The 13,176-nt window shown below is 58.0% G+C and carries 14 protein-coding genes; 8 read left to right on the top strand and 6 right to left on the bottom strand.

Features of this window, described 5'->3' with window-relative positions:
- Positions 1 to 33 precede the first annotated feature (33 nt).
- On the top strand, positions 34 to 777 hold the full coding sequence (locus ACR0JB_RS00735; protein ID WP_170395499.1) for a rhomboid family intramembrane serine protease: 744 nt from the start codon (positions 34 to 36) through the stop codon (positions 775 to 777).
- Positions 778 to 780: 3 nt separating this feature from the next.
- Here the strand turns inward: ACR0JB_RS00735 and ACR0JB_RS00730 are convergent, their stop codons facing one another.
- The gene (locus ACR0JB_RS00730) at positions 781 to 1,611 is read right to left on the bottom strand and encodes an IclR family transcriptional regulator (protein ID WP_170504598.1); all 831 of its coding nucleotides are present in this window, start codon (positions 1,609 to 1,611) and stop codon (positions 781 to 783) included.
- 186 nt (positions 1,612 to 1,797) lie between these two features.
- Here ACR0JB_RS00730 and bhcA point away from each other — a divergent pair, with 186 nt between their 5' ends.
- The 4 genes from bhcA to bhcD all read left to right on the top strand — a co-directional run bounded on the left by bhcA (position 1,798) and on the right by bhcD (position 6,217).
- Positions 1,798 to 2,988, top strand: a complete 1,191-nt coding sequence (gene bhcA, locus ACR0JB_RS00725; RefSeq protein ID WP_170504595.1) for an L-aspartate--glyoxylate aminotransferase BhcA — start codon at positions 1,798 to 1,800, stop codon at positions 2,986 to 2,988.
- A gap of 11 nt (positions 2,989 to 2,999) precedes the next feature.
- Complete coding sequence (gene bhcB / locus ACR0JB_RS00720) at positions 3,000 to 3,974, top strand: beta-hydroxyaspartate dehydratase BhcB (protein WP_170360468.1); 975 nt, start codon at positions 3,000 to 3,002, stop codon at positions 3,972 to 3,974.
- A 12-nt stretch (positions 3,975 to 3,986) separates the two neighbouring features.
- Complete coding sequence (gene bhcC, locus ACR0JB_RS00715; RefSeq protein WP_170504592.1) at positions 3,987 to 5,150, top strand: 3-hydroxy-D-aspartate aldolase BhcC; 1,164 nt, start codon at positions 3,987 to 3,989, stop codon at positions 5,148 to 5,150.
- A gap of 77 nt (positions 5,151 to 5,227) precedes the next feature.
- The gene (bhcD, locus tag ACR0JB_RS00710; protein WP_480789612.1) at positions 5,228 to 6,217 is read left to right on the top strand and encodes an iminosuccinate reductase BhcD; all 990 of its coding nucleotides are present in this window, start codon (positions 5,228 to 5,230) and stop codon (positions 6,215 to 6,217) included.
- A 70-nt stretch (positions 6,218 to 6,287) separates the two neighbouring features.
- On the opposite strand, the gene ACR0JB_RS00705 is transcribed toward bhcD, so the two are convergent.
- Both ACR0JB_RS00705 and ACR0JB_RS00700 read right to left on the bottom strand, forming a co-directional pair.
- Positions 6,288 to 7,073, bottom strand: a complete 786-nt coding sequence (locus ACR0JB_RS00705; protein ID WP_170347901.1) for an inositol monophosphatase family protein — start codon at positions 7,071 to 7,073, stop codon at positions 6,288 to 6,290.
- Positions 7,074 to 7,169: 96 nt separating this feature from the next.
- Complete coding sequence (locus ACR0JB_RS00700; protein WP_170395905.1) at positions 7,170 to 8,075, bottom strand: LysR family transcriptional regulator; 906 nt, start codon at positions 8,073 to 8,075, stop codon at positions 7,170 to 7,172.
- A 94-nt stretch (positions 8,076 to 8,169) separates the two neighbouring features.
- On the opposite strand from ACR0JB_RS00700, the gene metF reads away from it, so the two are divergent.
- Positions 8,170 to 9,036, top strand: a complete 867-nt coding sequence (metF, locus tag ACR0JB_RS00695; protein ID WP_170395491.1) for a methylenetetrahydrofolate reductase [NAD(P)H] — start codon at positions 8,170 to 8,172, stop codon at positions 9,034 to 9,036.
- A gap of 189 nt (positions 9,037 to 9,225) precedes the next feature.
- Positions 9,226 to 9,903: a J domain-containing protein gene (locus ACR0JB_RS00690; protein WP_254437367.1), complete on the top strand. Its 678-nt coding sequence runs from the start codon at positions 9,226 to 9,228 to the stop codon at positions 9,901 to 9,903.
- Between the two features lie 33 nt (positions 9,904 to 9,936).
- Here the strand turns inward: ACR0JB_RS00690 and ACR0JB_RS00685 are convergent, their stop codons facing one another.
- Entirely contained in the window at positions 9,937 to 10,455 is a 519-nt protein-coding gene (locus ACR0JB_RS00685) for a YHS domain-containing (seleno)protein (protein WP_170395489.1), read from the bottom strand.
- A gap of 231 nt (positions 10,456 to 10,686) precedes the next feature.
- Between ACR0JB_RS00685 and yghU the strand changes: the two genes are divergently transcribed.
- Positions 10,687 to 11,565, top strand: coding sequence for a glutathione-dependent disulfide-bond oxidoreductase (gene yghU / locus ACR0JB_RS00680; protein ID WP_170395487.1), 879 nt, complete (start codon positions 10,687 to 10,689; stop codon positions 11,563 to 11,565).
- Positions 11,566 to 11,611: 46 nt separating this feature from the next.
- Here the strand turns inward: yghU and ACR0JB_RS00675 are convergent, their stop codons facing one another.
- Positions 11,612 to 12,400, bottom strand: coding sequence for an SseB family protein (locus tag ACR0JB_RS00675; protein WP_170395485.1), 789 nt, complete (start codon positions 12,398 to 12,400; stop codon positions 11,612 to 11,614).
- Positions 12,393 to 12,980 carry a uracil-DNA glycosylase family protein gene (locus ACR0JB_RS00670; RefSeq protein ID WP_480789611.1) on the bottom strand — a complete coding sequence of 196 codons (588 nt, stop codon included), beginning with the start codon at positions 12,978 to 12,980 and terminating at the stop codon, positions 12,393 to 12,395. Before ACR0JB_RS00670 ends, ACR0JB_RS00675 begins: the two co-directional genes overlap by 8 nt.
- Positions 12,981 to 13,176 lie beyond the last annotated feature (196 nt).

Genomic DNA, 13,176 nt, shown 5'->3' with positions numbered 1-13,176 from the left:
GACGCTGGGCCGGGAAAAGCCCAGCGTCCCCCCATGTTTCCGATCCGTGACCACAATCCGTCGGGGCGCACGCCCTATGTCGTTTACCTACTGATGGCAGCCAATATCCTGATTTTCTTCAGCTATGTGGGGATTATGGATAATGCACCGCTGATCAACAGGCTGTATTTCGACTATGCTATCATCCCGGCGCGGATCACCGATGGATTTGCGTTCGAAACCCTTGTGACGTCGATGTTTCTGCATGGTGGATGGATGCATCTGGCCGGGAATATGCTGTTTCTCTGGATTTTCGGGGACAATCTTGAGGATGAGATGGGCCACCTGCCCTTCCTGCTGTTCTATTTGCTGGCTGGTGTCGGCGCAGGCCTGATCCACGTAGCCACCGCGCCGGATTCGGTGGTGCCGACCATTGGAGCCTCGGGTGCAATTGCCGGGGTGATGGGCGGCTATCTTTTGCTGTTCCCCAAAGCGCGCGTGGACGTTCTGCTGATTCTGATCGTCTATTTTCGGATTTTCACCATCCCGGCTTTCATCATGCTGGGCATCTGGTTGGGCCTTCAATTCATGGGCAGCCTTGCAAGCAACCCAGACGAAGGTGGAGTTGCCTATTGGGCGCACACGGGGGGCTTTTTGGTCGGCCTGGTCCTGTGCCTCCCGCTTTGGCTGAAACGAGGTGGTCCCGCGTTTTGGGGCCGCACCCATGGCCACCCGCCCCACCCCGAACACAAATACAAATTATCCCAATCCCGCATTCCACGGGTCCCGCGAAAATAGGCGCTAGTCCTCAGGCGGCTTCGGTAGTCGACCGCCGCTGAGCTGCGTGATCTCTTCTGCGGCGTCCCGAACCAACACACCCAGTTCTGTTGCCCGGTCGGCAATGAACCGGACAGACGGCCCAGACACGGAAATCCCGGCACAGGGTTCGCCCCGGTCATTGTAGATGGCGGCACCGATACAAGACATGCCTTCGTACCGTTCCTCATGATCATGCGACCAGCCGCGGGCATGGGTTTTAGCCAAATCCGCCTCTAACCCTTCGTTCGGCAGCAACGTATGTGAGGTGAAACGAACAGCGTCAGCCGCCAATGCTTTGCTGGCCGCAGACTCGCTCATCGCGGCCAATATCGCTTTGCCTGTGCCGGACGCGTACATCGGCGTCCTAGCACCCGGTGGGAAAAACGCCCGGATCGGGTTCGGCGTTTCAACCTGTCCGACAAAAACCACTTCGGACCCGTCTGGCACGGCCAAATTCGCGGTTTCGCCACTTTCTTGCATCAAACGCCGCAAGATCGGTCGCCCGATTTCAATCACGCTGTTTCGACGCAGGAACGAAGCGCCGGTGCGATACGCTTCAATCCCGATCATCCATTCCTGCCGTTCGTCATCGAAAGCGACAAACCCATGTTTCTGCAACGTCGCCAGAATGCGGTGCGTAGTGGCTGTAGGTACATCCACTTCGCGCGCAAGATCGCTTAGCGCAGCGCGTTCCATTCGTGCCACTGCGGTCAGAACAACCAGCGCCCGATCCAGTGATTGCATGGTCCCGGCCGAGCTTTCCTTGAACAGCGATTTGGGCCTGCCGCGCGGCCTTTTGGGGGTGTCCGTCACTGATTTCTCCTTTCAGCCCGGCAAAGTTTTTTTCATCCCGCTTTCTGAAACCCAAAAATGAAAAACGGAAAATTACATCTATTCAATGGATTATTTATTTAATTACAAAAATGAAAATATTTTTCAAGAAAATTGCACCAAGGAGCGATTTCTACAACACTCTTCTTCAAATCGGAGGATCTAGAAATGTCCAATCAAAACCCGGTATTCATTCCCGGCCCCACCAATATCCCGGATCGGTTGCGCCTAGCGATGCAGGTCCAGACACAGGACCACCGCGCGCCTGATTTTGTCGAAACCTTTGCCCCTGTGCTGGAAGACACCAGAAAGGTGTTTGGAACCAAAGAAGGGAAGATCATCACCTTCCCGGCCAGCGGAACAGGCGGCTGGGAGGCATCGGTGACCAATACGCTCAGCCCCGGCGACAGCGTACTGGTTGCGCGCTATGGCATGTTCAGCCATCGCTGGATCGACCTGTGCCAACGGCACGGCCTGGATGTCCGCATCATCGAATGCCCCTGGGGCAGCGGCGCGCCCGCCGATAAGTTTGCCGAAGCTCTTGCCGCAGACAAAGAGCATAAGATCAAAGCAGTTCTGGTAACGCATAACGAAACGGCGACCGGCGTACGCTCGGATATCGGAGCGGTGCGCAAGGCAATGGATGCCAGCGACCACCCGGCGATGCTGTTTGTGGATTGCGTCAGTTCACTGGCCTCGATGCCGTTCGAGTTTGATGGCTGGGGCGTCGATATCGCGGTGTCGGGTTCGCAAAAGGGCTTCATGCTGGCAACCGGTATGGCGATCCTGTGTGTCAGCCCCAAGGCGCTGGCTGCGATGGAAACGGCCCAACTGCCGCGCACCTTCTTTGATTTCCGCGACATGATGAACGCAAATGCGTCGGGCGGGTTTCCCTATACCCCACCGCTGCAGCTGATCTATGGTATGCGCGAAAGCCTGAAGATGCTGTTCGAGGAAGGTCTGGACAACGTATATGCCCGCCATTTCCGTCTGGCCGAAGGGGTCCGCAAGGCAACTGCCGCCTGGGGGCTGGAGTTGGTGGCGCAATCGCCCGACCTGTATTCCGATACCGTCAGTGCGATTTACGTACCTGAAGGCTTTGACAGCAATGCGCTGACCGATCACGCCTTTAATGCCTATGGCGTAAGCTTTGGCATCGGGTTGGGCGAAATGAACGGCAAAGCCTTCCGTATCGGCCATCTGGGCAGCCTGACGGATGTAATGGTTCTGTCCGGTCTGGCCACGATCGAAATGGCGATGGCTGATCTGGACTATCCGATCACGTTGGGCAGCGGTGTTGCAGCAGCGCAGGAGTACTTCCGCAGCGGCAGCGCCACACCGATGCAATCCGCAGCTTAAGGAGGAGCTTGATGTTGGACGCACTCACCACAGCTGAAAGCCTGACGCTGGCCGACATGCGCGAAGCGCACGAACGGATTCGGCCACATATCAACCGCACCCCAGTGATGCGTTCGGACTATCTGGACGAACTGACCGGCGCACAGCTGTTCTTTAAATGTGAAAACTTCCAAGAAGCCGGGGCCTTCAAAGTGCGCGGGGCCTGCAATGCGGTCTTTGGGCTGGATGACGACGCTGCAAAGCGCGGCGTGGCCACCCACTCTTCGGGCAACCATGCGCTCAGTTTGTCATATGCAGCCGGACGGCGGGGTATTCCCTGTAACGTCGTGATGCCGCGCACGGCACCGCAAGCCAAGAAAGACGCGGTGCGCCGTTATGGCGGGATCATCACCGAGTGTGAACCTTCGACCACCTCGCGTGAGGCCGTGTTTGCCGAAGTGCAAGGCCGGACGGGCGGTGAGTTCGTTCACCCCTACAACGACCCGCGCGTAATTGCAGGGCAAGCCACCTGTTCGGCCGAACTGCTTGAGCAAACCGACGGTGTGGACGCTGTAGTCGCACCCATTGGCGGCGGCGGCATGATCTCGGGCACGTGCCTGACCCTGTCGAACGCGGCCCCCGAGGTAAAGATATACGCCGCCGAACCGGAACAAGCCGACGACGCCTATCGCAGCTTCAAGGCCGGGCACATCATCGCGGATGACGCGCCGATCACTGTCGCCGACGGTCTGAAAGTGCCGCTGAAGGAAAACACCTGGCACTTCGTGTCCCGCTTTGTCACCGACATTCAAACCGCCAGTGAAGACGAAATCGTCGAGGCGATGAAGATCACCTGGAAATACCTGCGTGTCGTGATGGAGCCCAGCAGCGCCGTGCCATTGGCCACCATCCTGAAACACCCCGAAGTGTTCAAGGGCAAACGCGTCGGCGTGATCATCACTGGTGGCAACGTGGATTTGGATAAATTGCCCTGGATCAAGGGCTGAGGAGGAAGAAATATGAACAAGCCTGTGAATATTGATCAGCTTGAAGTTGGCTTTGACATTCCTGCCGCTATTGGCACGGACGAGGCCGAAATTCAGACGCCAAGCCTGGTGCTGGATCTGGACGCCTTGGAGCGAAATATCAAAAAGATGGGTGACTATGCCAAGGCCCATGGGATGCGTCACCGGGTGCATGGCAAGATGCATAAATCCGTCGATGTGGCAAAGCTGCAGGTCGAGCTGGGCGGGGCCTGTGGGGTATGTTGCCAGAAAGTCTCTGAGGCCGAGGTCTTTGCCCGCGGCGGTATCAAAGACGTTCTGGTCTCGAACCAAGTGCGCGACCCGGCCAAGATCGACCGCCTTGCGCGCATGCCCAAGCTGGGCGCACGGACGATCTGCTGTGTCGACGACATCGACAATGTCGCCGATCTGTCCGAGGCGGCACAACGCCATGGCACCCAGATCGAATGTCTGGTCGAGATTGACTGCGGCGCAGGTCGCTGCGGCGTGACGACGACACCCGAGGTAATCGCCATCGCCAAAGCCATTGACGCGGCTCCGGGGCTGAAGTTCTCCGGCATTCAGGCTTACCAGGGCGCGATGCAGCACATGGACCTTTATGAGGACCGCAAGGCCAAGATCGACGTTGCCGTGGCACAGGTCAAAGACGCAGTGGACGGGTTGACCGCAGAAGGTCTGGAGTGTGACATTGTCGGCGGTGGCGGCACCGGGTCCTACTATTTTGAAAGCACTTCGGGCGTATACAACGAACTGCAGTGCGGTTCCTACGCCTTCATGGACGCCGATTATGGTCGTATCCTTGATCAGGACGGCAACCGCATCGACCGTGGAGAATGGGAGAACGCGTTCTTCATCCTCACCAGCGTCATGAGCCACGCCAAGGCCGACAAGGCCATTGTCGATGCAGGCCTCAAAGCGCAGTCGGTGGACAGTGGCTTGCCGGTGATCTTTGGGCGCACCGATGTGGAATACATCAAGTGTTCGGACGAACACGGTGTTGTCGCTGATCCCGACGGTGCGTTGAAGGTGAACGACAAACTGCGTCTAGTTCCGGGTCACTGCGATCCCACCGCCAACGTCCATGATTGGTATGTTGGGGTGCGCAACGGCAAGGTCGAAACCCTCTGGCCAGTATCCGCTCGCGGTAAGGCGTATTAAGCCGAACCGCATTGATCCGGGCGGCGGTTCTTCCCTTCCCTGCCGCCCGGACCTGCCCTCAAGCTAAGGAAAAGGTCATGAAAGATATGTCGGGAAAACCCTTGCTGATCGTCGGAGAAGATCTGTGCCAGCAACTGGTTGGCCGCAGCGACGCGTTTGACGCGGTGCAGGACGTGTTCGCCGCAATGGCGCGCGGAGATGCTTACAACTTTCCGGTCATCCGTGAAGCGATTGGCTATGCCGATGCGCTTTATGGATTCAAATCCGGCTTTGACCGGGCCGGTCAGGTGCTGGGTGTCAAATCTGGCGGCTACTGGCCGGGCAATCTGGACAAAGGGTTGACCAACCACCAATCCACTGTCTTCCTGTTCGACCCGGACACCGGGCGTCTGTCTGCACTGGTCGGCGGCAACTACCTGACCGCCGTGCGCACGGCTGCATCGTCTGCCGTTTCCATCGCCCATCTGGCCCGAAAGGATTCCAAGGTTCTGGGCATGGTTGGCGCTGGCCATCAATCCGCCTTCCAACTGCGCGCCGCAGCCGAGCAACGCGACTTTGAAAAAGTCGTTGCCTGGAACCCCCACCCCGAGATGCTTCCGCGTCTGGGTGAGGTCGCGAAAGAAATCGGCCTCGACTTCGAAGCTGTTAGTCAAGAAGAGCTGGGCGCACAGGCGGATGTCATCATCACTATCACGTCGGCGTTTGAACCTTTGCTGATGAAAGACTGGATCAAACCGGGCACCCATCTGGCCTGCATGGGCACCGATACGGTGGGCAAGCAAGAAGTCGACGCCGCGCTGGTTGCCAGTGCAACGGTTTACACCGACGAAGTTGCCCAATCGGTCACCCTTGGCGAAGCTCAGCATGCCATCGCAAACGGCTCGTTGACCGAAGATCAGATCACCCCAATCGGTGCCGTCATCAATGGCGACCATTCGGGGCGGGCAAGCGCGGATGAGATCACCTTGTTCGACGGAACCGGTGTTGGGCTACAGGACCTGGCGGTTGCATCTGTTGCCGCACGGCTGGCGGATGAAGCCGGGCTGGCGCAGCGCGCAACCCTCTGAATCCAGTCTCTTTGAAACGACAAAGCGCGCCTGTAACAGGGCGCGCTTTTTTAATGGATTTGCAGGAAGCTTAGCCCCGGATCACCTTGGCGAACTGGTCAAAGATCGGCTCATTGGCGCAGATCACCTCGCCATCCTCAAGCACGTTGCCTTCGGGGTTCAGGGCTTGCACAAAGCCACCGGCCTCTTTCACGATGATGATCCCAGCGGCCACGTCCCAGGCGTTCAGGCGACGCTCCCAGAACCCTTCATAGCGGCCTGCGGCCACATAGGCCATGTCCAGCGCCGCAGCGCCCCAGCGGCGCACACCAGCGCAGGCAGGCATCAGCCGGGCCAGATCCTGCAACGTGGCAGGTAGGTCCGAGCGGCCACCAAATGGCAAACCTGTCGAGAAGATGGACTCGATCATGCGATGACGGCCCGAGACACGGATACGGGTATCGTTCATCCATGCGCCTTCACCTTTTTCGGCAAAGAACATCTCATCCTTGGCGGCGTCATAGATCACTCCGGCCACGATCTTGCCCTTGTGTTCCAGCGCAATCGACACCGCCCAGTGCGGCAGGCCGTGCAGGAAGTTGGTTGTGCCGTCCAACGGGTCTACGATCCAACGGCGGGTTGGGTCCTCACCATCAATCGCGCCGCCCTCTTCGGCCAACCAGCCATAGGTTGGGCGCGCACCCAGCAGTTCCTCTTTCAGGATTGCCTCGGCGGCAATGTCGGCCTTGGAGACAAAGTCGCCCGCGCCTTTCATCGACACCTGAAGGTTCTCGACTTCACGAAAATCCTTGACCAAAGAACGCCCCGCCTTGCGCGCGGCTTTGATCATGATGTTGAGGTTTGCACTGCCAACCATTGTCCAAAGGCTCCTGTCCGGTCAAACCGCGCGTATACTGGTGCAACGCGCCCTTGCCAAGAGGAATGATGCGCATAGCAGACCCGCGTTTTTGACCTATTGCGCTTGCAGCTTGCGCGCCTCGGTTCCCGCCAGCTCGATCAGTTCCTGCACATAGGGTTTTTCCAGGTCTTCCGAGCGCACAGCCGCGTACAATGTGCGGGTAATTCCGTTTTCCGTCAGCGGGCGGGTGACATAGTCCGAGTTGTATTTTACCTCGCGCACGACCCAGTCAGGCAACGCAGCAACGCCCCGGTTCGAGGCCACAAGCAACAGGATCACTGCCGTCAATTCCACCTGCCGGATTGCGGCCGGTTCAACGCGTGCCGGGATCAGCAATTGGCTGAACACATCCAGACGTGTGCGTTCGACCGGGTATGTAATCAGGGTTTGCCCTCGGAAATCCTCGGCCTCGATGAACTCTTTCTGCGCCAAGGGGTGCGAGGACGACGCGACAAAGACCGCGTCATAGTCAAACAGTTCGATGAACTCTATGCCCGGCAGCTCCTCTGGGTCGGACGACACCACCAGATCGACCTCTTCCTTCTGCAGGGCAGGCAAAGCGTCAAAGGCCAGACCCGGGCGGATATCGACATCTACATCGCCCCAGGATTTGCGGAAAGACTCCAGCACCGGGAACAGCCATTCGAAACAGGCGTGACATTCGATGGCGATATGCATCCGCCCCGTGCGCCCATCCCGCAGAGAGGAAAATTCCTGTTGCGTCGCCTCAAGTTGCGGCAGAATCTGCTCTGCCAGCCGTAACAGACGCAAGCCCGCCGCCGACAGTTTCATCGGCTTGGACCGGCGCAGGAACAGTTCGACCCCCGCCTGATCCTCCAACCCCTTGATCTGATGGCTCAGCGCGGACTGCGTGATGTTCAGCTGATCCGCCGCACGGGCCAGGCCGCCGCATTCATGGATGGCCTTAATCGTACGCAGGTGTCGGAATTCGATGTGCATTGTAGTGTGGCTCATGTTGTTCTTGAGTAATATGAGTTTGTCTCACAATGCGCAAACTGGCACAAGGGCCACAGATAGGACCAGTGAGGCAGCCATGACGAAACCAGAAATTTCATTCGAGTTTTTCCCGCCGCAAACGCTCGAGGCCTCATTCCGCCTGTGGGATACGGTTCAGACGCTGGCCCCGCTTGAGCCGCGCTTTGTCTCGGTCACCTATGGGGCGGGCGGCACAACCCGCGAACTGACCCGCGATGCCGTGGCCACCCTGCACAAATCCTCCGGCCTTCCTGTGGCAGCGCACCTGACCTGCGTGGACGCCTCGCGCCAGGAAACGCTGGAGATCGCCGATACATTCGCGCGTGCCGGGGTTCAGGACATTGTCGCCCTTCGGGGTGATCCGCCGAAAGGTCAGGATCGGTTCCTGCCGCATCCCGATGGGTTCGCAAACTCGGTCGAGTTGATCGAAGCCCTGGCTGAAACCGAAATGTTCAGCATCCGCGTCGGCGCCTATCCCGACAAGCACCCCGAGGCACAGGACTTTTCCGCCGATATCGATTGGCTCAAGGCCAAGCTGGATGCCGGTGCGGACGAAGCCCTGACGCAGTTCTTCTTTGAGGCCGAGACTTTTTTCCGCTTCCGCGATGCCTGCGAAAAAGCCGGGATCGACAAGCCCATCGTGCCCGGCATCCTGCCCATCGAGAACTGGAAAGGTGCCCGCAATTTTGCCCGCCGCTGTGGTGCGCATATCCCTGACTGGGTCGAAAACGCCTTTGAAAAGGCGATTCGCGATAATCGAGAGGATCTGCTGGCCACAGCACTATGCACCGAACTGTGTTCGGACCTGATCGACGAAGGCGTGGACAAGCTACATTTCTATACCCTGAATCGGCCTGAACTGACGCGCGACGTGTGTTTTGCACTGGGTATTACTCCAAAGGCCGAATTGCAAAACGTCGCCTGATTTGATCCCTGTTAGTTACTTTGCCCGGACCCTGCCAAGGCTCCGGGCTTTTTTGTGGGATCACAAGTGCAAACGGGATGTGAACAATAGCGCGACCCCTTTCGAACTGTCCCCCAAATAGCGATAAATTTTTGATAAAGTTTGACAAATTCGTGAGCCTCCACACACTGAGTTCGTAGTGTTTGTTTAATGAGTGTTTTGGCTATGGAGCCTGTTGAAAAGATAAATGCACGCGCTGACGCGCTCGAAGCTTTGGGCTTGGACCAGAATTCAGGGTCCGACGATATCCGAGATGCTTGGCGCCACATCGCATTTCACGCACATCCAGACCACAGAAACGGCGATTGCACACATTTCGCGCGCGCCAAAGAGGCGTATGATTTTTTACGCCGCGAAGGGCTGACCGTCAAAGGACGTGCCACTGGCATGCCGCGCCGGCCGAAGCTACGCAAACGTGTCATTGAATTGGAAAGCGCTGATATCGACGCCTGCCGCATGTTGCTGAACACAGCTCTGGCGCACAGCCCGGATGGCGCAAACCCGGATTCTCAGACCTCAATCGAAGCAGACCATGTCCCCGAAGCCGTTGGGTTCTATGGCCGTCATCTGACTTATTTTGTTCCAACACCGGTTTGTGAGGGGTCCAACCGGGTTGCGCTGCCAACCTCGGTTCTTGCCTCGGCCCGGCGGACGGAAACCGAAGTTCTGAGCTTCCAGTCGAACGATGCGGGGGCCGGCGAAGTCGTGGTTCCCGACACGATCACCGAACGAAAGTTTCCCGGCGCGAAAAGCGTTCGCATCAAGTTCGACGCGGGTCAACAGATGCGCGACGACTTCTGGCTGGCTAACAGCAAAAACCCGGCCTAGTGTGGACCGGGTTTAGCTTCGGTGAGTAGCGTATTAGTTTGCGACCGGACCTTCCGAGGTGAATTTCGGAATAACGCTGGTCGATGCGTCATCACCTTCGATCCCCGGCCAGTTGCCTTCGGCCAGATTGATGTTGCCGGGGATATCCTCTTCAAAAAAGCCGACAACAACATCAGTGATGTTCAGGTACAGCTTGTCATCGACAATCCGCCACAGGTTCGGGTTCGCCGGAACCTTGCCACCACGCGATACACCGTAAGCGCAATGCCCATCATAGGCCGGGGCGTAATAGGCGGGGTTATCAAGAAACTTATCGCGGTTCTCTTCGGTCGAGAACGCCCAGGTGGCACCGTTATAGTCCGCTGTAATATCAGAACGGCCACGCACGGCCTCGGGCTGGGCTTGGCCAACCGGCGCCTGATCCAGGCCACGATAGGCGACAACGTCGTAACCCGACACGGCAAAACCGGTGCCGTCTACATACTGATCACCGGCGAAAGCCGGCACGGCAAAGGCCAAAGCTGTCACGAAAGTCAGGGCAAAGCGTTTCATGTGGTAAATCCTTTTGTCCTCGGGGTTGGGCACTTGCTGAGAGAATAGATATTTTCGCCCCAATGGGCAGTCCTGCTCGCGCCGCTGTGACATCGCATGAAGAAATGTGAGAGGTCCGATCCCGAATGTTACAAAACTGCCCCAACATCCGGGGTTGGACTCGGGGCTTTGCAACATTAGCTGTTGAGACGGACATAAACTTTACCAGAACGCAGCTGAGAAAGACGATAGATGAGCGAGCAATCCCCATACACGCCCCCCGCAGTCTGGACATGGGACAGCGAAAGCGGTGGTCGATTTGCCAATATCAACCGACCCATTGCCGGGGCGACCCATGACAAGGACCTGCCGGTCGGAAAGCATCCATTGCAACTTTATTCACTGGCCACCCCAAACGGTGTCAAAGTCACAGTGATGCTGGAAGAACTACTGGCGCTGGGTCACGAAGGTGCCGAATACAACGCATGGCTGGTTAATATCGGCGAGGGGGACCAGTTCAGCTCGGGCTTTGTCGACGCCAATCCGAACTCAAAAATCCCTGCGCTTTGGGACCGCTCGGGTGATGCGCCTGTGCGTGTTTTTGAAAGCGCCTCGATCCTGTTCCATCTGGCCGAAAAGTTCGATGCTTTCCTGCCGAAATCGGGTCAGGAACGCACCGAGGTGATGAACTGGGTGTTTTGGCAGATGGGCAGTGCGCCTTACCTTGGCGGCGGTTTTGGCCATTTCTACGCCTATGCGCCTGAGAAATGGGAATACCCGATCAACCGCTTCGCGATGGAGGCCAAACGGCAGCTGGACGTGCTGGACCGGCAACTGGCTGAAAACGCTTATATTGCAGGCGAACACTATACCATTGCTGATATGGCCATCTGGCCCTGGTATGGCCAACTGGTGTTGGGCCGCCTCTACAGCGCCGCCGAGTTCCTGGATGTCGAGTCCTATAAAAATGTGATGCGGTGGGCCAAGGCGATCGACGCGCGCCCCGCTGCTCAGCGTGGCCGCATGGTCAACCGTGCGTTTGGTGAGCCGCAAACGCAGCTGCACGAACGCCACGACGCAAGCGATTTTGACACCCGCACACAAGACAAGCTGGAAGCAGCAGCAGAATAGTCGCGACGCCCCGCGGTTCGTTGGATCGCGGGGCTTGCCTGACCACCTATTTCAAAATTGGTGGCTTATCCGGGTTACTGCCCGGCGTAACCTGTTCGATGACGCGCGCCTCGGGCTGTGGCAAGTCGAACCGTAAGCCAACCCGTGCCAGTGCCGCTGATGCTGGATCATGCGGGCCAAAAAAACCGACATCCATCGCCCCAGCCTCGATCCCGGAAAAGGTCAGTGCTTCGGACGCGGCTTTGGCCAGTGCGGGCTCAGCCCCCTCAACCGCTCCGACAAAACCAAGAAGGTGGCCCATGCCGCCCTCTTCCGTCTTGGTCCCAACAAGAAACGCAGCTTCGGCCAAGCCGACGGCTGTGGCCAGTTTCGTGTCCAGCGCTGTCAACAGATCATCCGGCATGCCCTTTGGCGGCATGAACTCTGCCAGACGTTGCTGTACCTCTTCTGGTGCATGTTCCAACGTGGTGGCCAGCCAGCCCAGCGCTTCGGCCGGGATCAGCATGGATGAAGGTGCGACCTCAAGGTTCAGACCCAGCCCGATCCCCTGCCCTGCCAGCATCGTCGACAGCACCCGCCCCGACAGCGCGACGTAAGGCACGGGACGTTCCGCAAATCGGGCCAAACGGTCGTGGCGATCAAAGGCCAGTACAAAGCGGCCATCCGCAACATCGAACAGCTCGGGCAAGATATTCTCGTCCTGCGCTTCTTCGGCCAGCAACAGAAACAGCTCAGAGTCTGCCAGGCGCTCAAAAAACCGCAGACGCGCCGCGTCATCCTGCGGATTTGCCTCCATCGTGGCATGGGCGGCGTCAAGGGCCGTGGCGTCAGTCATTCAGAACCTCTTGCACCCGCGCACGCAGAACCGGCAGCAGTTCAGCTTCGAACCACGGGTTTTTCTTTAGCCATGCCGTATTCCGCCAAGACGGATGAGGCAAGGGAAAGACGCGCGGCGCATGGTCTCGCCAGTTGCGCACGGTTTCGGTCACGGCCGTACGTACACCCAAGTGATATTTGTGCGCATGCCCCCCGACCAGAACCGTCAGCGGTACCTCGCCTAACTCATCCATCACCCTGTCATGCCATGTCTTTCCGCAGATGGGCGGCGGTGGTAGGTCGGCTTTACGCTCGTTATATCCAGGAAAGCAAAAGGCCATCGGAACGGTCGACACGCGGGCGCGGTCATAGAATACGGCCTCGTCAATCCCCAGCCAGTCCCGCAGACGGTCGCCAGAGGGATCGGTGAACGGACGCCCCGAGGCATGGACCCGCGCGCCAGGCGCCTGCCCTGCGATCAACAATGGCGTACCAGACCAAAACCAGACCACCGGACGCGGCTTATGCGCGGTAAACGTGGTCTGAAACCTGTCTGCGCAAATACGGCAGGCCTCAATTTCTTTCTGTAGCGAATTCATCAGATCGCAAGACTTCCTGCATCAAATTGGTTGACGGTCGAAAGGAAAGATAGTCAACGGACACCCCAAGGCCAACAGATGCAAAAGTCACAAAACCAACAGCGCAGCGACGGTACGCATTGATCATTTGTTTCACAATTCGACATAATGTAGCCAACATGGACCAATAAATTTGTCGATGGTTTACCAACCTGGG

The organism is Ruegeria sp. BI7 (assembly GCF_056537925.1).
This window is presented reverse-complemented; position numbering and strand designations above follow the sequence as displayed.

Bases quoted from the DNA above. Each gene is read 5' to 3' on its own strand.
- ACR0JB_RS00735 (WP_170395499.1), top strand. From the start codon at position 34: ATGTTTCCGATCCGTGACCACAATCCGTCGGGGCGCACGCCCTATGTC.
- bhcA (WP_170504595.1), top strand. From the start codon at position 1,798: ATGTCCAATCAAAACCCGGTATTCATTCCCGGCCCCACCAATATCCCG.
- bhcB (WP_170360468.1), top strand. From the start codon at position 3,000: ATGTTGGACGCACTCACCACAGCTGAAAGCCTGACGCTGGCCGACATG.
- bhcC (WP_170504592.1), top strand. From the start codon at position 3,987: ATGAACAAGCCTGTGAATATTGATCAGCTTGAAGTTGGCTTTGACATT.
- bhcD (WP_480789612.1), top strand. From the start codon at position 5,228: ATGAAAGATATGTCGGGAAAACCCTTGCTGATCGTCGGAGAAGATCTG.
- ACR0JB_RS00705 (WP_170347901.1), bottom strand. From the start codon at position 7,073: ATGGTTGGCAGTGCAAACCTCAACATCATGATCAAAGCCGCGCGCAAG.
- ACR0JB_RS00700 (WP_170395905.1), bottom strand. From the start codon at position 8,075: ATGCACATCGAATTCCGACACCTGCGTACGATTAAGGCCATCCATGAA.
- metF (WP_170395491.1), top strand. From the start codon at position 8,170: ATGACGAAACCAGAAATTTCATTCGAGTTTTTCCCGCCGCAAACGCTC.
- ACR0JB_RS00690 (WP_254437367.1), top strand. From the start codon at position 9,226: ATGAGTGTTTTGGCTATGGAGCCTGTTGAAAAGATAAATGCACGCGCT.
- ACR0JB_RS00685 (WP_170395489.1), bottom strand. From the start codon at position 10,455: ATGAAACGCTTTGCCCTGACTTTCGTGACAGCTTTGGCCTTTGCCGTG.
- yghU (WP_170395487.1), top strand. From the start codon at position 10,687: ATGAGCGAGCAATCCCCATACACGCCCCCCGCAGTCTGGACATGGGAC.
- ACR0JB_RS00675 (WP_170395485.1), bottom strand. From the start codon at position 12,400: ATGACTGACGCCACGGCCCTTGACGCCGCCCATGCCACGATGGAGGCA.
- ACR0JB_RS00670 (WP_480789611.1), bottom strand. From the start codon at position 12,980: ATGAATTCGCTACAGAAAGAAATTGAGGCCTGCCGTATTTGCGCAGAC.